The sequence below is a fragment of the Sphingomonas gei genome (assembly GCF_004792685.1).
GTDB classification, from domain to species: domain Bacteria; phylum Pseudomonadota; class Alphaproteobacteria; order Sphingomonadales; family Sphingomonadaceae; genus Sphingomonas; species Sphingomonas gei.
Window position 1 is genome coordinate 685,680 of sequence record NZ_SRXT01000001.1, and the last position, 13,720, is coordinate 699,399.

Here is a 13,720-nt window from a genome sequence, read left to right on the forward strand (position 1 = left end):
TTCCGTTACGCCCGCCTGATCCTCGGAGCCTCATTGATGACCAAAGCGCTTTGCCACGTCCTGAGTACGTCGCATGACTGAGAAGCCGCGCGCCGCTGCCACGCTGGCTGCGCGGATGGGGTTCGCTGCGCGCGGGCTGGTCTATCTGCTCGTCGGCTGGTTCGCGCTCGACGCCGCGCGTCTCGGCAGCGCGCCTGCCGATAACCAGGAAGCGATGGGATCGCTGCTCGACAAGCCGTTCGGGCACATCCTCGTCGCCGCGGTCGCGATCGGCCTTGCCGGTTACGCGCTGTGGCGGTTCAGCGAGGCCGTACTCGACCCCGAGCGCCGCGGCACCGAGCCAAAGGCGTTGATCGAGCGGATCGGCTTCGGCTGGAGTGCGGTCGTCCACATCTTCCTCGCGGTATATGCGGGCAAGCTGGCGCTGCAACTCACGCGCCCGGAGACCAACCCGAGCGAGGAACGCGCGAAAAGCTGGTCCGGCTGGCTGATTGACCAGCCCGGCGGCGAGTGGCTGCTCGGTGCGATCGGGTTGCTGCTGATCGCCGGCGCCGGGGCGCAGGCTTGGAAGGCCTATCGCGGCAGTTTCGCATGCGAACTCGCCGGCGACGTGCCGCTGCCGCGCTACGTCTGTCTTGCCGGACAAATCGGCTATGGCGCGCGTGCGCTGGTGTTCCTGCTCATCGGATGGTTCCTCGTCCACGCCGCGATCGCGGCAAGCCCGGACGAGGCCGGCGGAATCGGCCAAGCGCTCCGCACGTTGCGCGAGCAGCCGCAAGGGCCGCTGCTGCTGGCCGTCGTCGCGATCGGCCTGATGCTGTTCGGAGTCTACAGCCTGGTGGAGGCCCGCTTTCGCCGGATCCGCGTCGGCAGCTGACCGCTTACTGGTCGAGCGGAACGATCACTTCGTCGGGACGCGCGACGTTGAGCTGCTTGCGCACCAGTTCGTCGACCATGTCCGGATCGGCGCCGCGCTTCGGATCGAGCAGATCGACACGGTTCTTGATCTCGACGCGCTTCTTGGCGAGCGCGGCATATTCGATGTTCTTCTGCGCCAGCTCGGCGCGGAACTCCTTGGCGGCGACGATCCCGGTGGGGCCCAGCACCGCGTTATAGCCGAAAAAACCGACGGCAATGAGCACCGCAGCGGGAAGCCCCGCGCGGCGAAGGAGTGTGTTCATCGGAGAAGTGCGCGCCATAAGGTTGATTCTGGCTTAACCATGCCGAGAGATCAAGGTGCGAGTTGTACGTAAATCCCTCTCCCATCGGAAGAGGGATTTCGCTTACTTCAATACTGACTTGCCCGCATAACGCGCGGCGTCGCCCAGCTCCTCCTCGATGCGGATCAGCTGGTTGTACTTGGCGAGCCGGTCCGAGCGCGCGAGGCTGCCGGTCTTGATCTGCCCGCAATTGGTCGCCACCGCGAGGTCGGCGATCGTCGCATCCTCGGTCTCTCCCGAGCGATGCGACATCACGGCGGTGTAGGACGAACGCTGGGCGAGGTTCACCGCTTCGAGCGTCTCGGTGAGCGTGCCGATCTGATTGACCTTGACCAGCAGCGAATTGGCATAGCCGCCGTCGATCCCGCGCTGGAGGCGCTTGGGGTTGGTCACGAACAGGTCGTCGCCGACCAATTGCACCTTGCCGCCCAGCGCGTCGGTGAGCGCCTTCCAGCCCTCCCAATCGTCCTCGGCCATGCCGTCCTCGATCGAGAAGATCGGATATTTCGCCGCCAGTCCGGCAAGAAAATCGACATTCTCCAATGACGAGAAGGTCTTGCCCTCACCCACCATCTTGTAGGCGCCATCCTTGTAATATTCGGTCGCGGCGCAATCGAGCGCGAGCATCACGTCGTCGCCCGGGGTGTAGCCCGCCGCCTCGATCGACGACATGATGAAGTCCAGCGCGTCGGTGGTCGAGCTGAGGTTAGGCGCGAAACCGCCTTCGTCGCCCACCCCGGTTGCGAGGCCCTTCTCGTGCAGCTTCTTCTTGAGCGTGTGGAATATCTCCGACCCGCAGCGCACGGCCTCGACGATGTTCTCGGCGCCGACCGGCACGATCATGAATTCCTGGAAGTCGATCGGATTGTCGGCATGCTCGCCGCCGTTGATGATGTTCATCATCGGCACCGGCAGGAGATGCGCGTTGACTCCGCCGACATAGCGATAGAGCGGCAGCCCGCGCGCCTCGGCGGCCGCCTTGGCCGCGGCGAGGCTGACGCCGAGGATCGCATTGGCGCCGAGCCGGCCCTTATTCTCGGTGCCGTCGAGCTCGATCATCGCGCGGTCGAGATCGGCCTGGTCCTCGGCATCGAGCCCAAGCACTTCCTCGGCGATCTCGCTGTTGACTGCCTGCACCGCGCCCTCGACGCCCTTGCCGAGCCAGCGGGCCTTGTCGCCGTCGCGCCTCTCGACCGCCTCGTGCGCACCCGTGGAGGCGCCCGAGGGCACCGCGGCGCGGCCGAAGCTGCCGTCCTCGAGCAGGACGTCGACCTCCACCGTGGGGTTGCCCCGGCTGTCGAGGATCTGGCGGGCATGGATGTCGATGATTGCGGTCACGTAACGGTCTCCCTATTTAGGGTATGTCGGATTGCCCGAAGGCGCGCGCGAGCCTGTAACCGCTCCCGTGCCGCCGGGCAACGCAGAGGATGGAACCGGCGCGCACGGCCATGGTTCTTTGCACGAGCAACGAAAGGGCCCAACCATGGCTGACGAAAACAACAATTCCACTGGCGGCAATTCGACTGGCGGCGAACCAACTGACGCGAAGCTCGAGGCGACCGCGAGCAACGCGGGGCCCGCCGCGATCAATTTCGACGCCACGGATGATCAGGCCGAGCCGAAGCGCAGCTCGACTCAGCAGCTGAAGGACGAGGCGTCGAAGCTCGGCGGTCAGGCCGCCGATCGCGCGCGTGAATTTGCCGGCCAGGGCAAGGAGCGCGCGACGACGGCGCTGGATGAGGTCGCCAAGATGTTCGAAGGCGCGGCGCTCGACGTCGATGCGCGGCTCGGCGAGGAATATGGCAAATATGCCCGTTCGGCCGCCCAGGGCATCACCAGCTTTGCCGACAGCCTGCGCAGCAAGCAAGTCGACGACCTGATCACCGACGCGACCGAGCTGGTGAAGAAGAGCCCGGTGATCGCCGTCGGCGCGGCCGCCGCGATCGGCTTCGTCCTTGCGCGGCTGATCAAGTCGGGGGTCGACGCCGCCTCCGATCTCGGCGAGCGCGAGCCTGCCGAAACCACCAAAGCCTGACTGGGCGCCGGGGGGTGGCCGAGCCGGAGACCGAGAGCATCGGCGCACTGATCGGGCGATTGGTCGAGGACGGCAAGGGCTATGCCCATGCCGAAATCGGCTATTACCGAACGCTCGCGCTGAGCAAGCTCGGCGAGGCGAAGTCGGGGATCGTCCTCGGCCTCGTCGCGCTGGTGATTGCGCTTTGCACGGTTACCGCGCTGCTGGTCGGGCTCATCTTCTCGCTCGCGACGTTGGTCGGCCCCGGCTGGGCGACGCTGATCGTCATCCTGGCCGCGCTGGCGTTGTCCGCTCTGCTCGGCTGGATGGCATATAAGCGTTTCCAGCGCATGCTCGGGAGCAAGCCGTGAGCACCGACCCCGACCTGCTTGCAGCCAAAGCCCAGGCGCAGCTCGCACGCACTCGGCTGTTTGCCACGCTCGGCGAAGTGCAGGAGCGTCTCAAACCGGCGAACCTTGCGCAAAACGCAGTCGAATCCGCCACGCAGGGCATTGCCGCAACCGCACAGAAGGGCGCCGAAGCGGTGCGCAACCGGCCGATTGCCTCCGCGGCAGTCGCAGGCGCCGTCGGTCTCTTCCTGGCGCGTGGCTGGATCGGAAAACTGCTTCGCCGCCGCAATGAAACCGCCCCCGTCCCCGATGGTTTGAACCGCAAGACACAAGCGAAATCCGCGAAGAAAGGACGATCAACATGAGCACCGCCAGCAGCAATGCGAAGCCCGGCGCCGCCAACCAGAACGCCAGCGCCAGCGAGCGTCAGAATGCGACACCGACGGCACGCGCGCGTCAGACCGTCGAGGGCATCGGCGACAATCCCGTCGCGCTGCTCGCCGGCGGTGTCGCCCTCGGCGTGTTGGTCGGCGTGCTGCTGCCGCGCGCCGCCAGGGAGCGCGAGCTGCTCGATCCGCTCGGCCGCACCCTCGCCCAGCGTGTTTCCGCTGCGGCGCAGGCCGCCAAGGAAGCCGGCCGGCAGGAAATCGACTCGCTCATTCCCGATCGCGATTCGACCAAGGAGCGCGTCACTGCGCTGTTCGGCAACGTCATCGAAGCCGCCAAGACCGGGGGCCAGAAAGCCTAAGGGTCAATTCGGGGTTGAGCGCGGACGGCTTTGCCCGGTAAGGGCAGCGCCAACCCGCTCTCCCCAGGAGACCCCATGAGCAAGCTTCACCTAGTCTTCGGCGGTCGTGTGACCAATCCGCAGACGCTCGACTTCCAGGATCCCTCCAAGCTCGACGTGGTCGGTGTATTTCCCGATTATGCCAGCGCCGAAAAGGCGTGGCGTGCGGCGGCGCAGCGCACGGTCGACGATGCCGAGATGCGCTATGTCGTGGTCCACCTGCACCGGCTGCTAGAGCCGGACCTGGAAAAGCCGGCAGCCTGAGACCGGCGTGGGCGCCACATCAGCACGGCCGCTGAGGCGCCGAACCTTCATTCCGCTCAGGCGCCGCGATAGCGCCACGCCAGCAGCGGTCGCGCCAATGCGATACCCGCAACCAGCCCGAACACCGGCGCCACGACGCTGGTCGATGGATCGAAGCTCCCCGCGGTGAGCGCGAACACCAATTGGATGCCGATCCAGATCAGCGCGAGAATTGCGATCTGGCCGACCCGACCAAACCGCCGCGAGATCGGCAGCGTCGCCGGCACGCCGTACAGCATGAAATAGCTGCCGATCACCCCGAACAGCGCGGAATCGAGCCCGGCGCTGGGGATCGGCGATTGTGGCGTGAAGATCAGCCTGCCGGCTGCGCCGCAATAGCAGGCGACGAGAAAGGTTATTCCCAGGCCAGTCGGGCCGATCGCGCGCTCGACATAGCGTCCCGCGATCAGCAGGAAGATCAGGTTGAAGATCGCGGAGATAGGGTCGATCGGGAGGAACGCCGAGGCAAGCGGAGACAAGCCGGACCGCAGCGCGTCGCCCTGCCAGGCGCCCGAGGAGAATTCGAGCGGCAGGAAGCCGAAGCTCAAAGCAGCCGCCTGAAATCCGACCACCACACCGACAAACAGCAGCACGAATGCCGACAGCGCGACCAGCGCGTCGGTGAAACGTCCGCGGGGGAGATGCACTCCGCTCAGATGAATTCGATCTTGGAGACGAGGTAATAGCGGTCGCCCGCCGGCACCGAGACCTCGACCTCCTCCTCGACCTTGCGCCCGATCAGCGCGCGGCCTATCGGCGAATTGTACGAGATGCGGCCCTGGCTCGCATCGGCCTCGGTCTCGCTGACGATCTGATACCGGATCGGCTTTTCGTCTTCGTCGAGCAACGTCACCGTCGCGCCGAACACCACCTTGTCGCCCGACAGATCCTTGGGATCGATGATCTGGGCACGGCTGAGCTTGCCCTCGATATCCGAGATCGTCGCTTCGTTCTGGCCCTGCTGCTCCTTGGCGGCATGATATTCGGCGTTTTCCGAAAGATCGCCGTGCGCGCGCGCTTCCTCGATCGCGTCCACGATCAGCGGGCGCTCCGTTTTGAGGCGTTTCAGCTCGGCAGTGAGCTTCTCATAGCCCTCTTTGAGCATCGGCATCTTATCGACCGTCGCCATTCCATTCCGCCCTTCAAACGCCTCGAGCCCCAAGCGTCCCACACCGGGTACGCCCGCACATTAATATCGATTGGGGGAGATCAATTGTGCGATTGCGAATAATAAGGCTGCGGAGGGCAAACTTCAAGCGCCCGCCCGCTTGACGCCGCTATTCCGTTGGGCCGTCATCCCGGCGTTCGCCGGGATGACGATTAATTGCGCCCCGCGTAGAATGCCTGCAGCGGCTGCACGTCGAGGCTGTGCTTGCTCAGCGCCTCGATCGCGCGCGCGGTCGCCACGCTCGCCGGCGCGGTGGTGAAGTACGGGATCTTCTGCGCCATCGCCGTCGCTCGGATGCTCGACGAATCCTTGAGCGACTGCCAGCCCTCGGTGCTGTTGAAGATCAACGCGATGTCGCCGTTCTGGATCCGGTCGACGATGTGCGGGCGGCCCTGCGCGACCTTGTTGACGCGCTCGATCGTCAAGCCGTGGGCTTCGAGATAGCTCGCGGTGCCGCCGGTCGCGATGATCTTGAATCCCAGGCCGGCGAGAATCTGCACGCCGGGCAGCACCACTGCCTTGTCGCTTTCCTTGACGCTGACGAACAACGTCCCCGACGAAGGCAATACAGTCCCCGCCCCGAGCTGCGACTTGGCAAAGGCTGTGGCGAAATCGCGGTCGATCCCCATCACTTCGCCGGTCGACTTCATCTCGGGCGACAGCACCGGATCGACGCCGGGGAAGCGCGCCCAGGGGAACACCGCTTCCTTGACTGCGATATAGTCGATGTCGCGGTCGATCTTGGGCAGGTCCTTGAGCTTCTCGCCCGCCATCACCCGCGCGGCGATCTTCGCGATTGGGATGCCGATCGCCTTGGCGACGAAGGGCACCGTGCGGCTGGCGCGCGGATTGACTTCGATCAGATAGACCTCATTGTCCTTGACCGCGAACTGGATGTTCATCAGCCCCTTGACCTTGAGCGCGCGCGCCAGCGCCTCGGTCTGCTTCTCGATCTCGGCGATGATCTCGGCCGAGAGGCTGTAGGGCGGGATCGAGCAGGCGCTGTCGCCCGAATGGACCCCGGCTTCCTCGATATGTTGGAGCACCCCCGCGACGACGACATCGTCGCCGTCGGCGATCGCGTCGACATCGACTTCGATAGCATCGCGCAGATACTGGTCGATCAGCACCGGGCTATCGCCCGACACCTGCACCGCGGTCTGGATATAGTCGTCGAGCTGCTGGAGCGTGTCGACGATCTCCATCGCGCGACCACCCAGCACATAGCTCGGCCGCATCAGCACCGGGAAGCCGATCCGCTCGGCCGCCGCCACCGCCTCGTCGCGGCTGCGCGCGAGGCCGTTGGCAGGCTGCTTGAGTCCCAGCTTGGCGACCAGATCGGCGAAGCGCTCGCGGTCCTCGGCCAGGTCGATCGCGTCGGGCGAGGTGCCGAGGATCGGGATCCCGGCATCCTCGAGCGCCTGGGCGAGGTTGAGCGGGGTCTGCCCGCCGAACTGAACGATCACGCCGACCAATTCGCCGTTCGACTTCTCGACCTCGAGGATCTCGAGCACGTCCTCTGCCGTGAGCGGCTCGAAATAGAGCCGGTCCGACGTGTCATAGTCGGTGCTCACCGTCTCCGGATTGCAATTGACCATGATCGTCTCATAGCCGGCATCGGCCAGCGCGAAGCAGGCGTGGCAGCAGCAATAATCGAACTCGATCCCCTGCCCGATCCGGTTCGGACCGCCGCCGAGGATGACGATCTTTTTCCGGTCGGTCGGATTGGACTCGTTCTCGGGCTCGCCGAAGCTCGGCGCCTCATAGGTCGAGTACATGTACGGCGTCTTCGCCTCGAACTCCGCCGCGCAGGTGTCGATCCGCTTGTACACGGGTCGCACGCCGAGCTTGTGGCGCAGTTTGCGGACGTCCGCCTCGGTCACCCCGCCGCTCATCGCCTTGGCGATCTCGCCGATCAGCCCATGGCTGCGCGCCATCTGCTCGGAGCCCACGCGCATGTTGACCGATTTGAGCGCGAGATACGCCAGGCGCTTGTCGCTGAACCCCATCGACTTGAGCTTGCGCATGCCGGCGGCATCCTGCGGCAGGCCATCGCGGCAAACCCGCTCCTCGGCGGCAACGATCTCTGCGATGCGTTCGAGAAACCATGGGTCATAGGCAGTCAGCGCCTGTACCTCGGCGACCGTGAACCCCTCGCGCAGCGCCTGGGCGGAAATCAGCAGCCGGTCTGGCGAGCGGATCGCGAGCGCGGCTTCGATCTCGTCGCGCGGTGCGCCCGCGAGGCGATCGACATTGTTGAAGCCGCTGAGCCCGGTTTCGAGCCCTCGCAATGCCTTCTGCATCGATTCATGAATGTTGCGGCCGATCGCCATGACTTCGCCGACCGACTTCATCGCGGTGCCGAGGGTCGCCTCGGCGCCCTTGAACTTCTCGAACGCGAAGCGCGGGATCTTGGTGACGACATAGTCGATCGTCGGCTCGAATGACGCCGGGGTTGCCCCGGTGATATCGTTGGTGATCTCGTCGAGCGTATAGCCCACCGCCAATTTGGCAGCCACCTTGGCGATCGGGAAGCCGGTCGCCTTGGACGCCAGCGCCGACGAGCGCGACACGCGCGGGTTCATCTCGATGACGATCAGCCGGCCGTCCTTCGGATTGACTGCGAACTGCACGTTCGAACCACCCGTTTCGACGCCGATTTCCCGGAGTACCGCAATCGATGCGTTGCGCATGATCTGATATTCCTTGTCGGTCAGCGTCAGCGCCGGCGCGACGGTGATCGAGTCGCCTGTGTGCGTGCCCATCGCATCGACATTCTCGATGCTGCAGATGATGATGCAATTGTCCGCGCGGTCGCGGACGACTTCCATCTCATATTCCTTCCAGCCGAGCAGCGATTCCTCGATCAGCACTTCGGTGGTCGGCGAGAGGTCGAGCCCGGAGCGGACGATGCTCAGGAATTCCTCGCGATTATAGGCGATGCCGCCGCCCGATCCGCCCATGGTGAAGCTGGGGCGGATGATCGCTGGCAGCCCGACATGCTCGAGCCCCGCCAGCGCCTCGGCTTCGCTGTGGGCGATGTGGCTGCGGGCGCTTTCGAGCCCGATCCTGGTCATCGCGTCCTTGAACTTGAGCCGGTCTTCGGCCTTGTCGATCGCCTCGGCATCGGCGCCGATCATGATGCAGCCGTATTTCTCGAGCGTGCCGTCATTGGCGAGCGCCAGCGCGGTGTTGAGCGCGGTCTGCCCGCCCATCGTCGGCAGCACCGCGTCGGGGCGCTCCTTCTCGATGATCCGCGCGACGATCGCCGGGGTGATCGGCTCGACATAGGTCGCGTCGGCGAGCTCGGGATCGGTCATGATCGTCGCCGGGTTCGAATTGACCAGGACGATGCGATAGCCCTCTTCCTTGAGCGCCTTGATCGCCTGCGTGCCCGAATAATCGAACTCGCACGCCTGACCGATCACGATCGGCCCCGCGCCGATGACGAGAATGGAGGAGATGTCGGTGCGTTTGGGCATTAGTTTGCAGCCGCCGAAAAAATACGGAGAAAAATATCGAGCAACCCGACCACGGCGCCAGCGCGCTGGATCAGATCCCAAATGATGTCAGACGGCGGATCGGGCGCATCGGTAAGATCCCGCGCGGCCAGCAAAAACGTCCGCGCTTGGGCCGTCGCCGAATTCCCATCTGTGGCAAGCTCGCCCAGCGCAGCGTCGATAAGCCGCGAAATCACCTTGGCATTTCGATGTGTGACGCGAACCCGCGACAAGCCCGTCCACGAAGAGCTATCCGCTCTAATGGCCTCAACTTGGCCGCTGCTACGTGCCTGACGCACTCTAGGTACGAATTTATCCAAGAGCGCCAATCCTCGATCGATCCCTTGGGACGAGAGAAAAAGAGACCCTTCAGACGGAATGATATCCTCTATTGCATGAATGCGCTCCAGCAGTACCTCACGGCCCACTAATGTGGTAATAATCTGATCGAGCTCAGCTTCTTTGGCCTCTATCCCAAGTTCGCCAGCGATCTGATGGAAATTGAACTGTTGGAGTTGATCTTGACCTCCTGGGGGTGACCTATCGTTTGTCACGTACCGCCGGACGGCCTCCGCTAGCAAAATGTCGGCCGTATCGTCGGAATCAACTGTGTCCCCCAGTTGCTCCAAGACACCTTCCATAAGCCGTTCCTGAGAAACCAACGCTGAGTCAAAAACCGTCTGGGGAGCCCCCGTATCTTGGGCGGCGAGTTTAATCATTGTGGTTCATCATCCCCACAAACCGCTCAAACAGATATAAACTATCCTGCGGCCCCGGGCTGGCTTCGGGGTGATACTGCACCGCAAAGGCCGGCCGGTCGGTCAGCTCGAACCCGGCGTTGGACCCATCGAACAACGAAACATGCGTTTCGCGCGCATTCGCCGGCAGCGTCTCGCTCAGCACCGCGAAGCCGTGGTTCATGCTGGTGATCTCGACCGCGCCGTCGCTAAGCCGCTTGACCGGGTGGTTGGCGCCGCGATGGCCCTGGAACATCTTGCTGGTCTGCGCGCCCACCGCCAGCGCCATCAATTGATGGCCGAGGCAGATGCCGAACACCGGCTTGCCGCTGTCGAGCATCTGCCGGATCACCGGCACGGCATATTCGGCGGTGGCGGCGGGGTCGCCGGGACCGTTCGACAGGAAGAAGCCGTCAGGCGCGAAGCGCATCGCCTGTTCGAACGTCGCGGTCGCCGGCAGCACGGTGACTTCAGCGCCTGCCTTAACGAGGTTTCGGAAGATATTGTGTTTGCTGCCATAATCGATCGCAACGACATGCGGTCGCTTGGCATCGATAGTGTGACCTTCGTGTGAACTTCCATAGCCCGCGCCCAGCCGCCACACGCCGCCTTCCCATCCGAAATGGGTCTCGGCGGTGACCGCGATGGCAAGGTCCATGCCCTCGAGCCCCGGCCATTCGCGCGCCATTTGGAGCAGCAGCGGAATGTCGAATTCGCCGCGCGCCGAATGCGCGATCACGCCGTTGGGCGCGCCGCTGCCGCGGATCCGCCGGGTCAGCGCCCGCGTATCGATCCCCGAAAGCCCGATCCGGGCGTGCTTCTTCATCCAGACGTCGAGATGCTCGGTCGAACGGAAGTTGCTCGGCTCGGTGACGTCCTCGCGGACGATCATGCCCAGCGCGTGCGGCTCGTCGGCCTCGAAATCGTCGGGGTTGGCCCCGACATTGCCGATATGCGGGAAAGTGAAGTTGATGATCTGACCGGCGAAGCTCGGATCGGTCATGATCTCTTGATAGCCGGTCATCGCGGTGTGGAAGCACACTTCGCCGACTGCCTGCCCCTCGGCCCCGAATCCCCTTCCCCAGACCACATCTCCCGAGGCGAGCACCAGGACTCCGGTGGCTCCAGCAGGCACGGACATGGGTTTGGCTTCGGCCATTAAGGGTGGCGCTCCAGTTGAGGTTGCGGCGATGTCGCTAAGGGGTGGCGGCTAGACCCCTGCCCGCCCCGCGTCAACCGGTTCACGGACGCTGCGACCTGGGCTAGGACTGATCGCTTTCCGATTATCGAGAGACATCATGATTCGCGACGACATCAAGGCCGCGCAGATCACCGCCATGAAGGCCGGTGACAAGACGAGCCGCGGGGCCATCACCCTCATCCAGTCGGCGATCAAGAATCGCGACATCGAGGCGCGCACCGGCAAGGCCCCCGAGGACGACGACGTCTTGGTGGTCGAAGTGCTCCAGAAGATGGTCAAGCAGCGCCGCGAATCGATCGAGATGTACGTGAAGGGCGGCCGCCAAGAGCTTGCCGACGCCGAAGCCGCCGAAGTCGCCGTGATCGAGCGGTTCCTGCCGCAGCAGATGAGCGAGGCGGAGACTGCCGCGGCGATCGAGGCGATCAAGGCCGAGCTCGGCGCCAGCGGCATGAAGGACATGGGCCGCGTGATGGCCGAGCTCAAGGCGCGGCATGCGAGCACGCTGGATATGAGCAAGGCGAGCGCGGCGGTGAAGGCGGCGCTGAGCTGAGGTGAGCCTCACCCCCCAATTCCTCGACGAGCTCCGCGCGCGCACGCTCCTCTCGGGCCTCATCGCCAAGACGGTGAAGCTGCAAAAGGCCGGCCGCGAGTTCCGCGCATGCTGCCCGTTCCACCAGGAAAAGACCCCGAGCTTCTACGTCAACGACGACAAGGGCTTTTATCACTGCTTCGGCTGCTCGGCGCATGGCGATGCGATCCGCTGGATGACCGAGCAGCGCGGGCTGCCGTTCATCGATGCGGTCAAGGAGCTCGCCCAGGCCGCCGGCATGGAAATGCCCGAGCAGGACCGTCACGCCGCCGAAAAGGCCGAGCGCGCCAAGGGACTGCACGAGGCGATGGCCGACGCGGCGCAGTGGTTCGTCGACAAATTGAACGGGATCGAAGGCGCCGAGGCGCGAAATGTCCTCAAGCGCCGGGGGATCACAGACGATGTCGCCCGCAGCTTCGGGCTCGGCTTCGCCCCCGATTCGCGCGGCAAGCTCAAGGACGCGCTCAAGGCGTATGGCGATGCGATGCTGGTCGAATCCGGCATGCTGATCCAGGTCGAGGAGAAGGAGCCGTACGACCGTTTCCGCGGCCGGCTGATGATTCCGATCCGCGATGTTCGCGGTCGCGTGATCGCATTCGGCGGGCGGATCATCGGTGACGGCGAACCCAAATATCTCAACTCGCCCGAGACTCCGCTCTTCGACAAGGGTCGCACGCTCTACAATCTCGACCGAGCCCAGGCGGCGGCGCGCAAGACCGGCCGGGTGCTTGCGGTCGAAGGCTATATGGACGTGATCGCGCTCGCCCAGGCGGGGTTCGACGAAGCCGTGGCCCCGCTCGGTACCGCGCTCACCGAACACCAGCTCGAGCGGCTGTGGCGGATGGCCGAAGTGCCCCTGCTCTGCTTCGACGGCGATTCGGCGGGGCAGAAGGCGGCGCTGCGGGCGGCGCACCGTGCGCTCCCTATGCTCCAGCCGGGACGCAGCCTCGCCTTCGTCACGTTGCCCGACGGTCTCGATCCCGACGATCTGGTCCGCAGCAAGGGCGCCGCGGCATTCGAGGCCTTGCTCAAGGCGCCGCAGCCCTTGGTCGACCGGCTGTGGCAGAGCGAGATCGCCGCCGAGCCGCTCGACACGCCCGAGCAGCGCGCCGGCCTCAAGCGCCGGCTGAGCGCGCTCGCCGAGACCATCGCCGACGGCAATGTGAAGCACGAATATCTTGCCGAATTCCGCACGCGCACCGATGCGCATTTCGGTCGCGGTCCAGGCGCCTTCGAAGCCCGGCAGCGCGGTCCCGGCGCTCCCGCACGGGGCAAGCGCGACCGGCGCGGCAACTGGCAGCCCCCCGAGACCATGCCCGGCACCACGATGCGCGGCGTGGCGGTGGCGGGCGGGCTAGACCCGATCCTCGCCAAGGCCGTGCTCGCCGGGCTGATCCGCCACCCGGCCGAGATCGCGCGCCACATGGAGGTGCTTGGGTCGCTGCGCAGCGCCTCGGGAGCGCTCGGCAAATTGTTCGAAGCCGTGATCGACGTGGCACTCGAGGACCGGCAGCTTGATAGCGGCAAAGTTCTCACCATATTGGCCCGGTCCGGATTTGATTCTGTGGCGAGCGATCTGTTGAGAGCCGATACGCTTCCTTTCTCCTTCACCCGCAGGCAGGCGGACGAAGCGAGGGCGCGCGAAGACCTGAACGAAGCGATCGCCGTGATGGTCGCGCAGCCGGCGGTGGATGCGGCGCTGGCCGAAGCCACCGCGGCGCTGAGCAGGGACGGTTCGGAAGAAGCGTTCACTCGGCAGGTGGCGCTTTCGCGGAAGCGCCAGGAGCTCGAAGCGCGGCTTGCGAATCTGATGCTTGCGGACGAAGAAGATTTCGATGATTAGGGCGGCGT

General features: G+C 64.9%; 15 protein-coding genes. 8 read left to right on the top strand and 7 right to left on the bottom strand.

What is annotated here, in order from left to right; translation table 11 throughout:
* Nucleotides 1-73 precede the first annotated feature (73 nt).
* Nucleotides 74-877, top strand: a complete 804-nt coding sequence (locus E5A73_RS03090) for a DUF1206 domain-containing protein (protein WP_135962303.1) — start codon at nucleotides 74-76, stop codon at nucleotides 875-877.
* A 4-nt stretch (nucleotides 878-881) separates the two neighbouring features.
* Here the strand turns inward: E5A73_RS03090 and E5A73_RS03095 are convergent, their stop codons facing one another.
* Together E5A73_RS03095 and eno are read right to left on the bottom strand one after the other, a co-directional pair.
* Nucleotides 882-1,181 (bottom strand): FtsB family cell division protein, encoded by a 300-nt coding sequence (locus E5A73_RS03095; RefSeq protein WP_135962304.1) that lies wholly within the window; start codon nucleotides 1,179-1,181, stop codon nucleotides 882-884.
* A gap of 102 nt (nucleotides 1,182-1,283) precedes the next feature.
* Nucleotides 1,284-2,558 (bottom strand): phosphopyruvate hydratase, encoded by a 1,275-nt coding sequence (gene eno / locus E5A73_RS03100; protein WP_135962305.1) that lies wholly within the window; start codon nucleotides 2,556-2,558, stop codon nucleotides 1,284-1,286.
* Nucleotides 2,559-2,703: 145 nt separating this feature from the next.
* Between eno and E5A73_RS03105 the strand changes: the two genes are divergently transcribed.
* The 5 genes from E5A73_RS03105 (at nucleotide 2,704) to E5A73_RS03125 (ending at nucleotide 4,635) form a co-directional block, all read left to right on the top strand.
* Entirely contained in the window at nucleotides 2,704-3,255 is a 552-nt protein-coding gene (locus E5A73_RS03105; RefSeq protein ID WP_240699986.1) for a hypothetical protein, read from the top strand.
* A gap of 14 nt (nucleotides 3,256-3,269) precedes the next feature.
* Nucleotides 3,270-3,605, top strand: a complete 336-nt coding sequence (locus tag E5A73_RS03110) for a phage holin family protein (RefSeq protein ID WP_135962306.1) — start codon at nucleotides 3,270-3,272, stop codon at nucleotides 3,603-3,605.
* Entirely contained in the window at nucleotides 3,602-3,949 is a 348-nt protein-coding gene (locus tag E5A73_RS03115; RefSeq protein ID WP_135962307.1) for a DUF3618 domain-containing protein, read from the top strand. Before E5A73_RS03110 ends, E5A73_RS03115 begins: the two co-directional genes overlap by 4 nt.
* A complete protein-coding gene (locus tag E5A73_RS03120; protein WP_240699987.1) occupies nucleotides 3,946-4,332 on the top strand; it encodes a hypothetical protein in 387 nt (128 codons plus the stop codon). Before E5A73_RS03115 ends, E5A73_RS03120 begins: the two co-directional genes overlap by 4 nt.
* Nucleotides 4,333-4,407: 75 nt before the next feature.
* Nucleotides 4,408-4,635: a DUF4170 domain-containing protein gene (locus tag E5A73_RS03125; RefSeq protein WP_135962308.1), complete on the top strand. Its 228-nt coding sequence runs from the start codon at nucleotides 4,408-4,410 to the stop codon at nucleotides 4,633-4,635.
* A gap of 56 nt (nucleotides 4,636-4,691) precedes the next feature.
* Here the strand turns inward: E5A73_RS03125 and E5A73_RS03130 are convergent, their stop codons facing one another.
* The 5 genes from E5A73_RS03130 to carA all read right to left on the bottom strand — a co-directional run bounded on the left by E5A73_RS03130 (nucleotide 4,692) and on the right by carA (nucleotide 11,238).
* Nucleotides 4,692-5,321 (bottom strand): rhomboid family intramembrane serine protease, encoded by a 630-nt coding sequence (locus tag E5A73_RS03130; RefSeq protein ID WP_168355783.1) that lies wholly within the window; start codon nucleotides 5,319-5,321, stop codon nucleotides 4,692-4,694.
* A gap of 5 nt (nucleotides 5,322-5,326) precedes the next feature.
* On the bottom strand, nucleotides 5,327-5,803 hold the full coding sequence (gene greA, locus E5A73_RS03135; protein WP_135962310.1) for a transcription elongation factor GreA: 477 nt from the start codon (nucleotides 5,801-5,803) through the stop codon (nucleotides 5,327-5,329).
* Between the two features lie 191 nt (nucleotides 5,804-5,994).
* The gene (gene carB / locus E5A73_RS03140; protein ID WP_135962311.1) at nucleotides 5,995-9,324 is read right to left on the bottom strand and encodes a carbamoyl-phosphate synthase large subunit; all 3,330 of its coding nucleotides are present in this window, start codon (nucleotides 9,322-9,324) and stop codon (nucleotides 5,995-5,997) included.
* Nucleotides 9,324-10,061 carry a hypothetical protein gene (locus tag E5A73_RS03145; protein ID WP_135962312.1) on the bottom strand — a complete coding sequence of 246 codons (738 nt, stop codon included), beginning with the start codon at nucleotides 10,059-10,061 and terminating at the stop codon, nucleotides 9,324-9,326. Before E5A73_RS03145 ends, carB begins: the two co-directional genes overlap by 1 nt.
* Complete coding sequence (gene carA, locus E5A73_RS03150; RefSeq protein ID WP_135962313.1) at nucleotides 10,054-11,238, bottom strand: glutamine-hydrolyzing carbamoyl-phosphate synthase small subunit; 1,185 nt, start codon at nucleotides 11,236-11,238, stop codon at nucleotides 10,054-10,056. The genes E5A73_RS03145 and carA overlap by 8 nt, the downstream gene beginning before the upstream one ends.
* 139 nt (nucleotides 11,239-11,377) lie before the next feature.
* Here carA and E5A73_RS03155 point away from each other — a divergent pair, with 139 nt between their 5' ends.
* Nucleotides 11,378-11,830: a GatB/YqeY domain-containing protein gene (locus E5A73_RS03155; RefSeq protein ID WP_135962314.1), complete on the top strand. Its 453-nt coding sequence runs from the start codon at nucleotides 11,378-11,380 to the stop codon at nucleotides 11,828-11,830.
* Between the two features lies 1 nt (nucleotide 11,831).
* Complete coding sequence (dnaG, locus tag E5A73_RS03160; protein ID WP_135962315.1) at nucleotides 11,832-13,712, top strand: DNA primase; 1,881 nt, start codon at nucleotides 11,832-11,834, stop codon at nucleotides 13,710-13,712.
* Nucleotides 13,713-13,720: the final 8 nt, after the last annotated feature.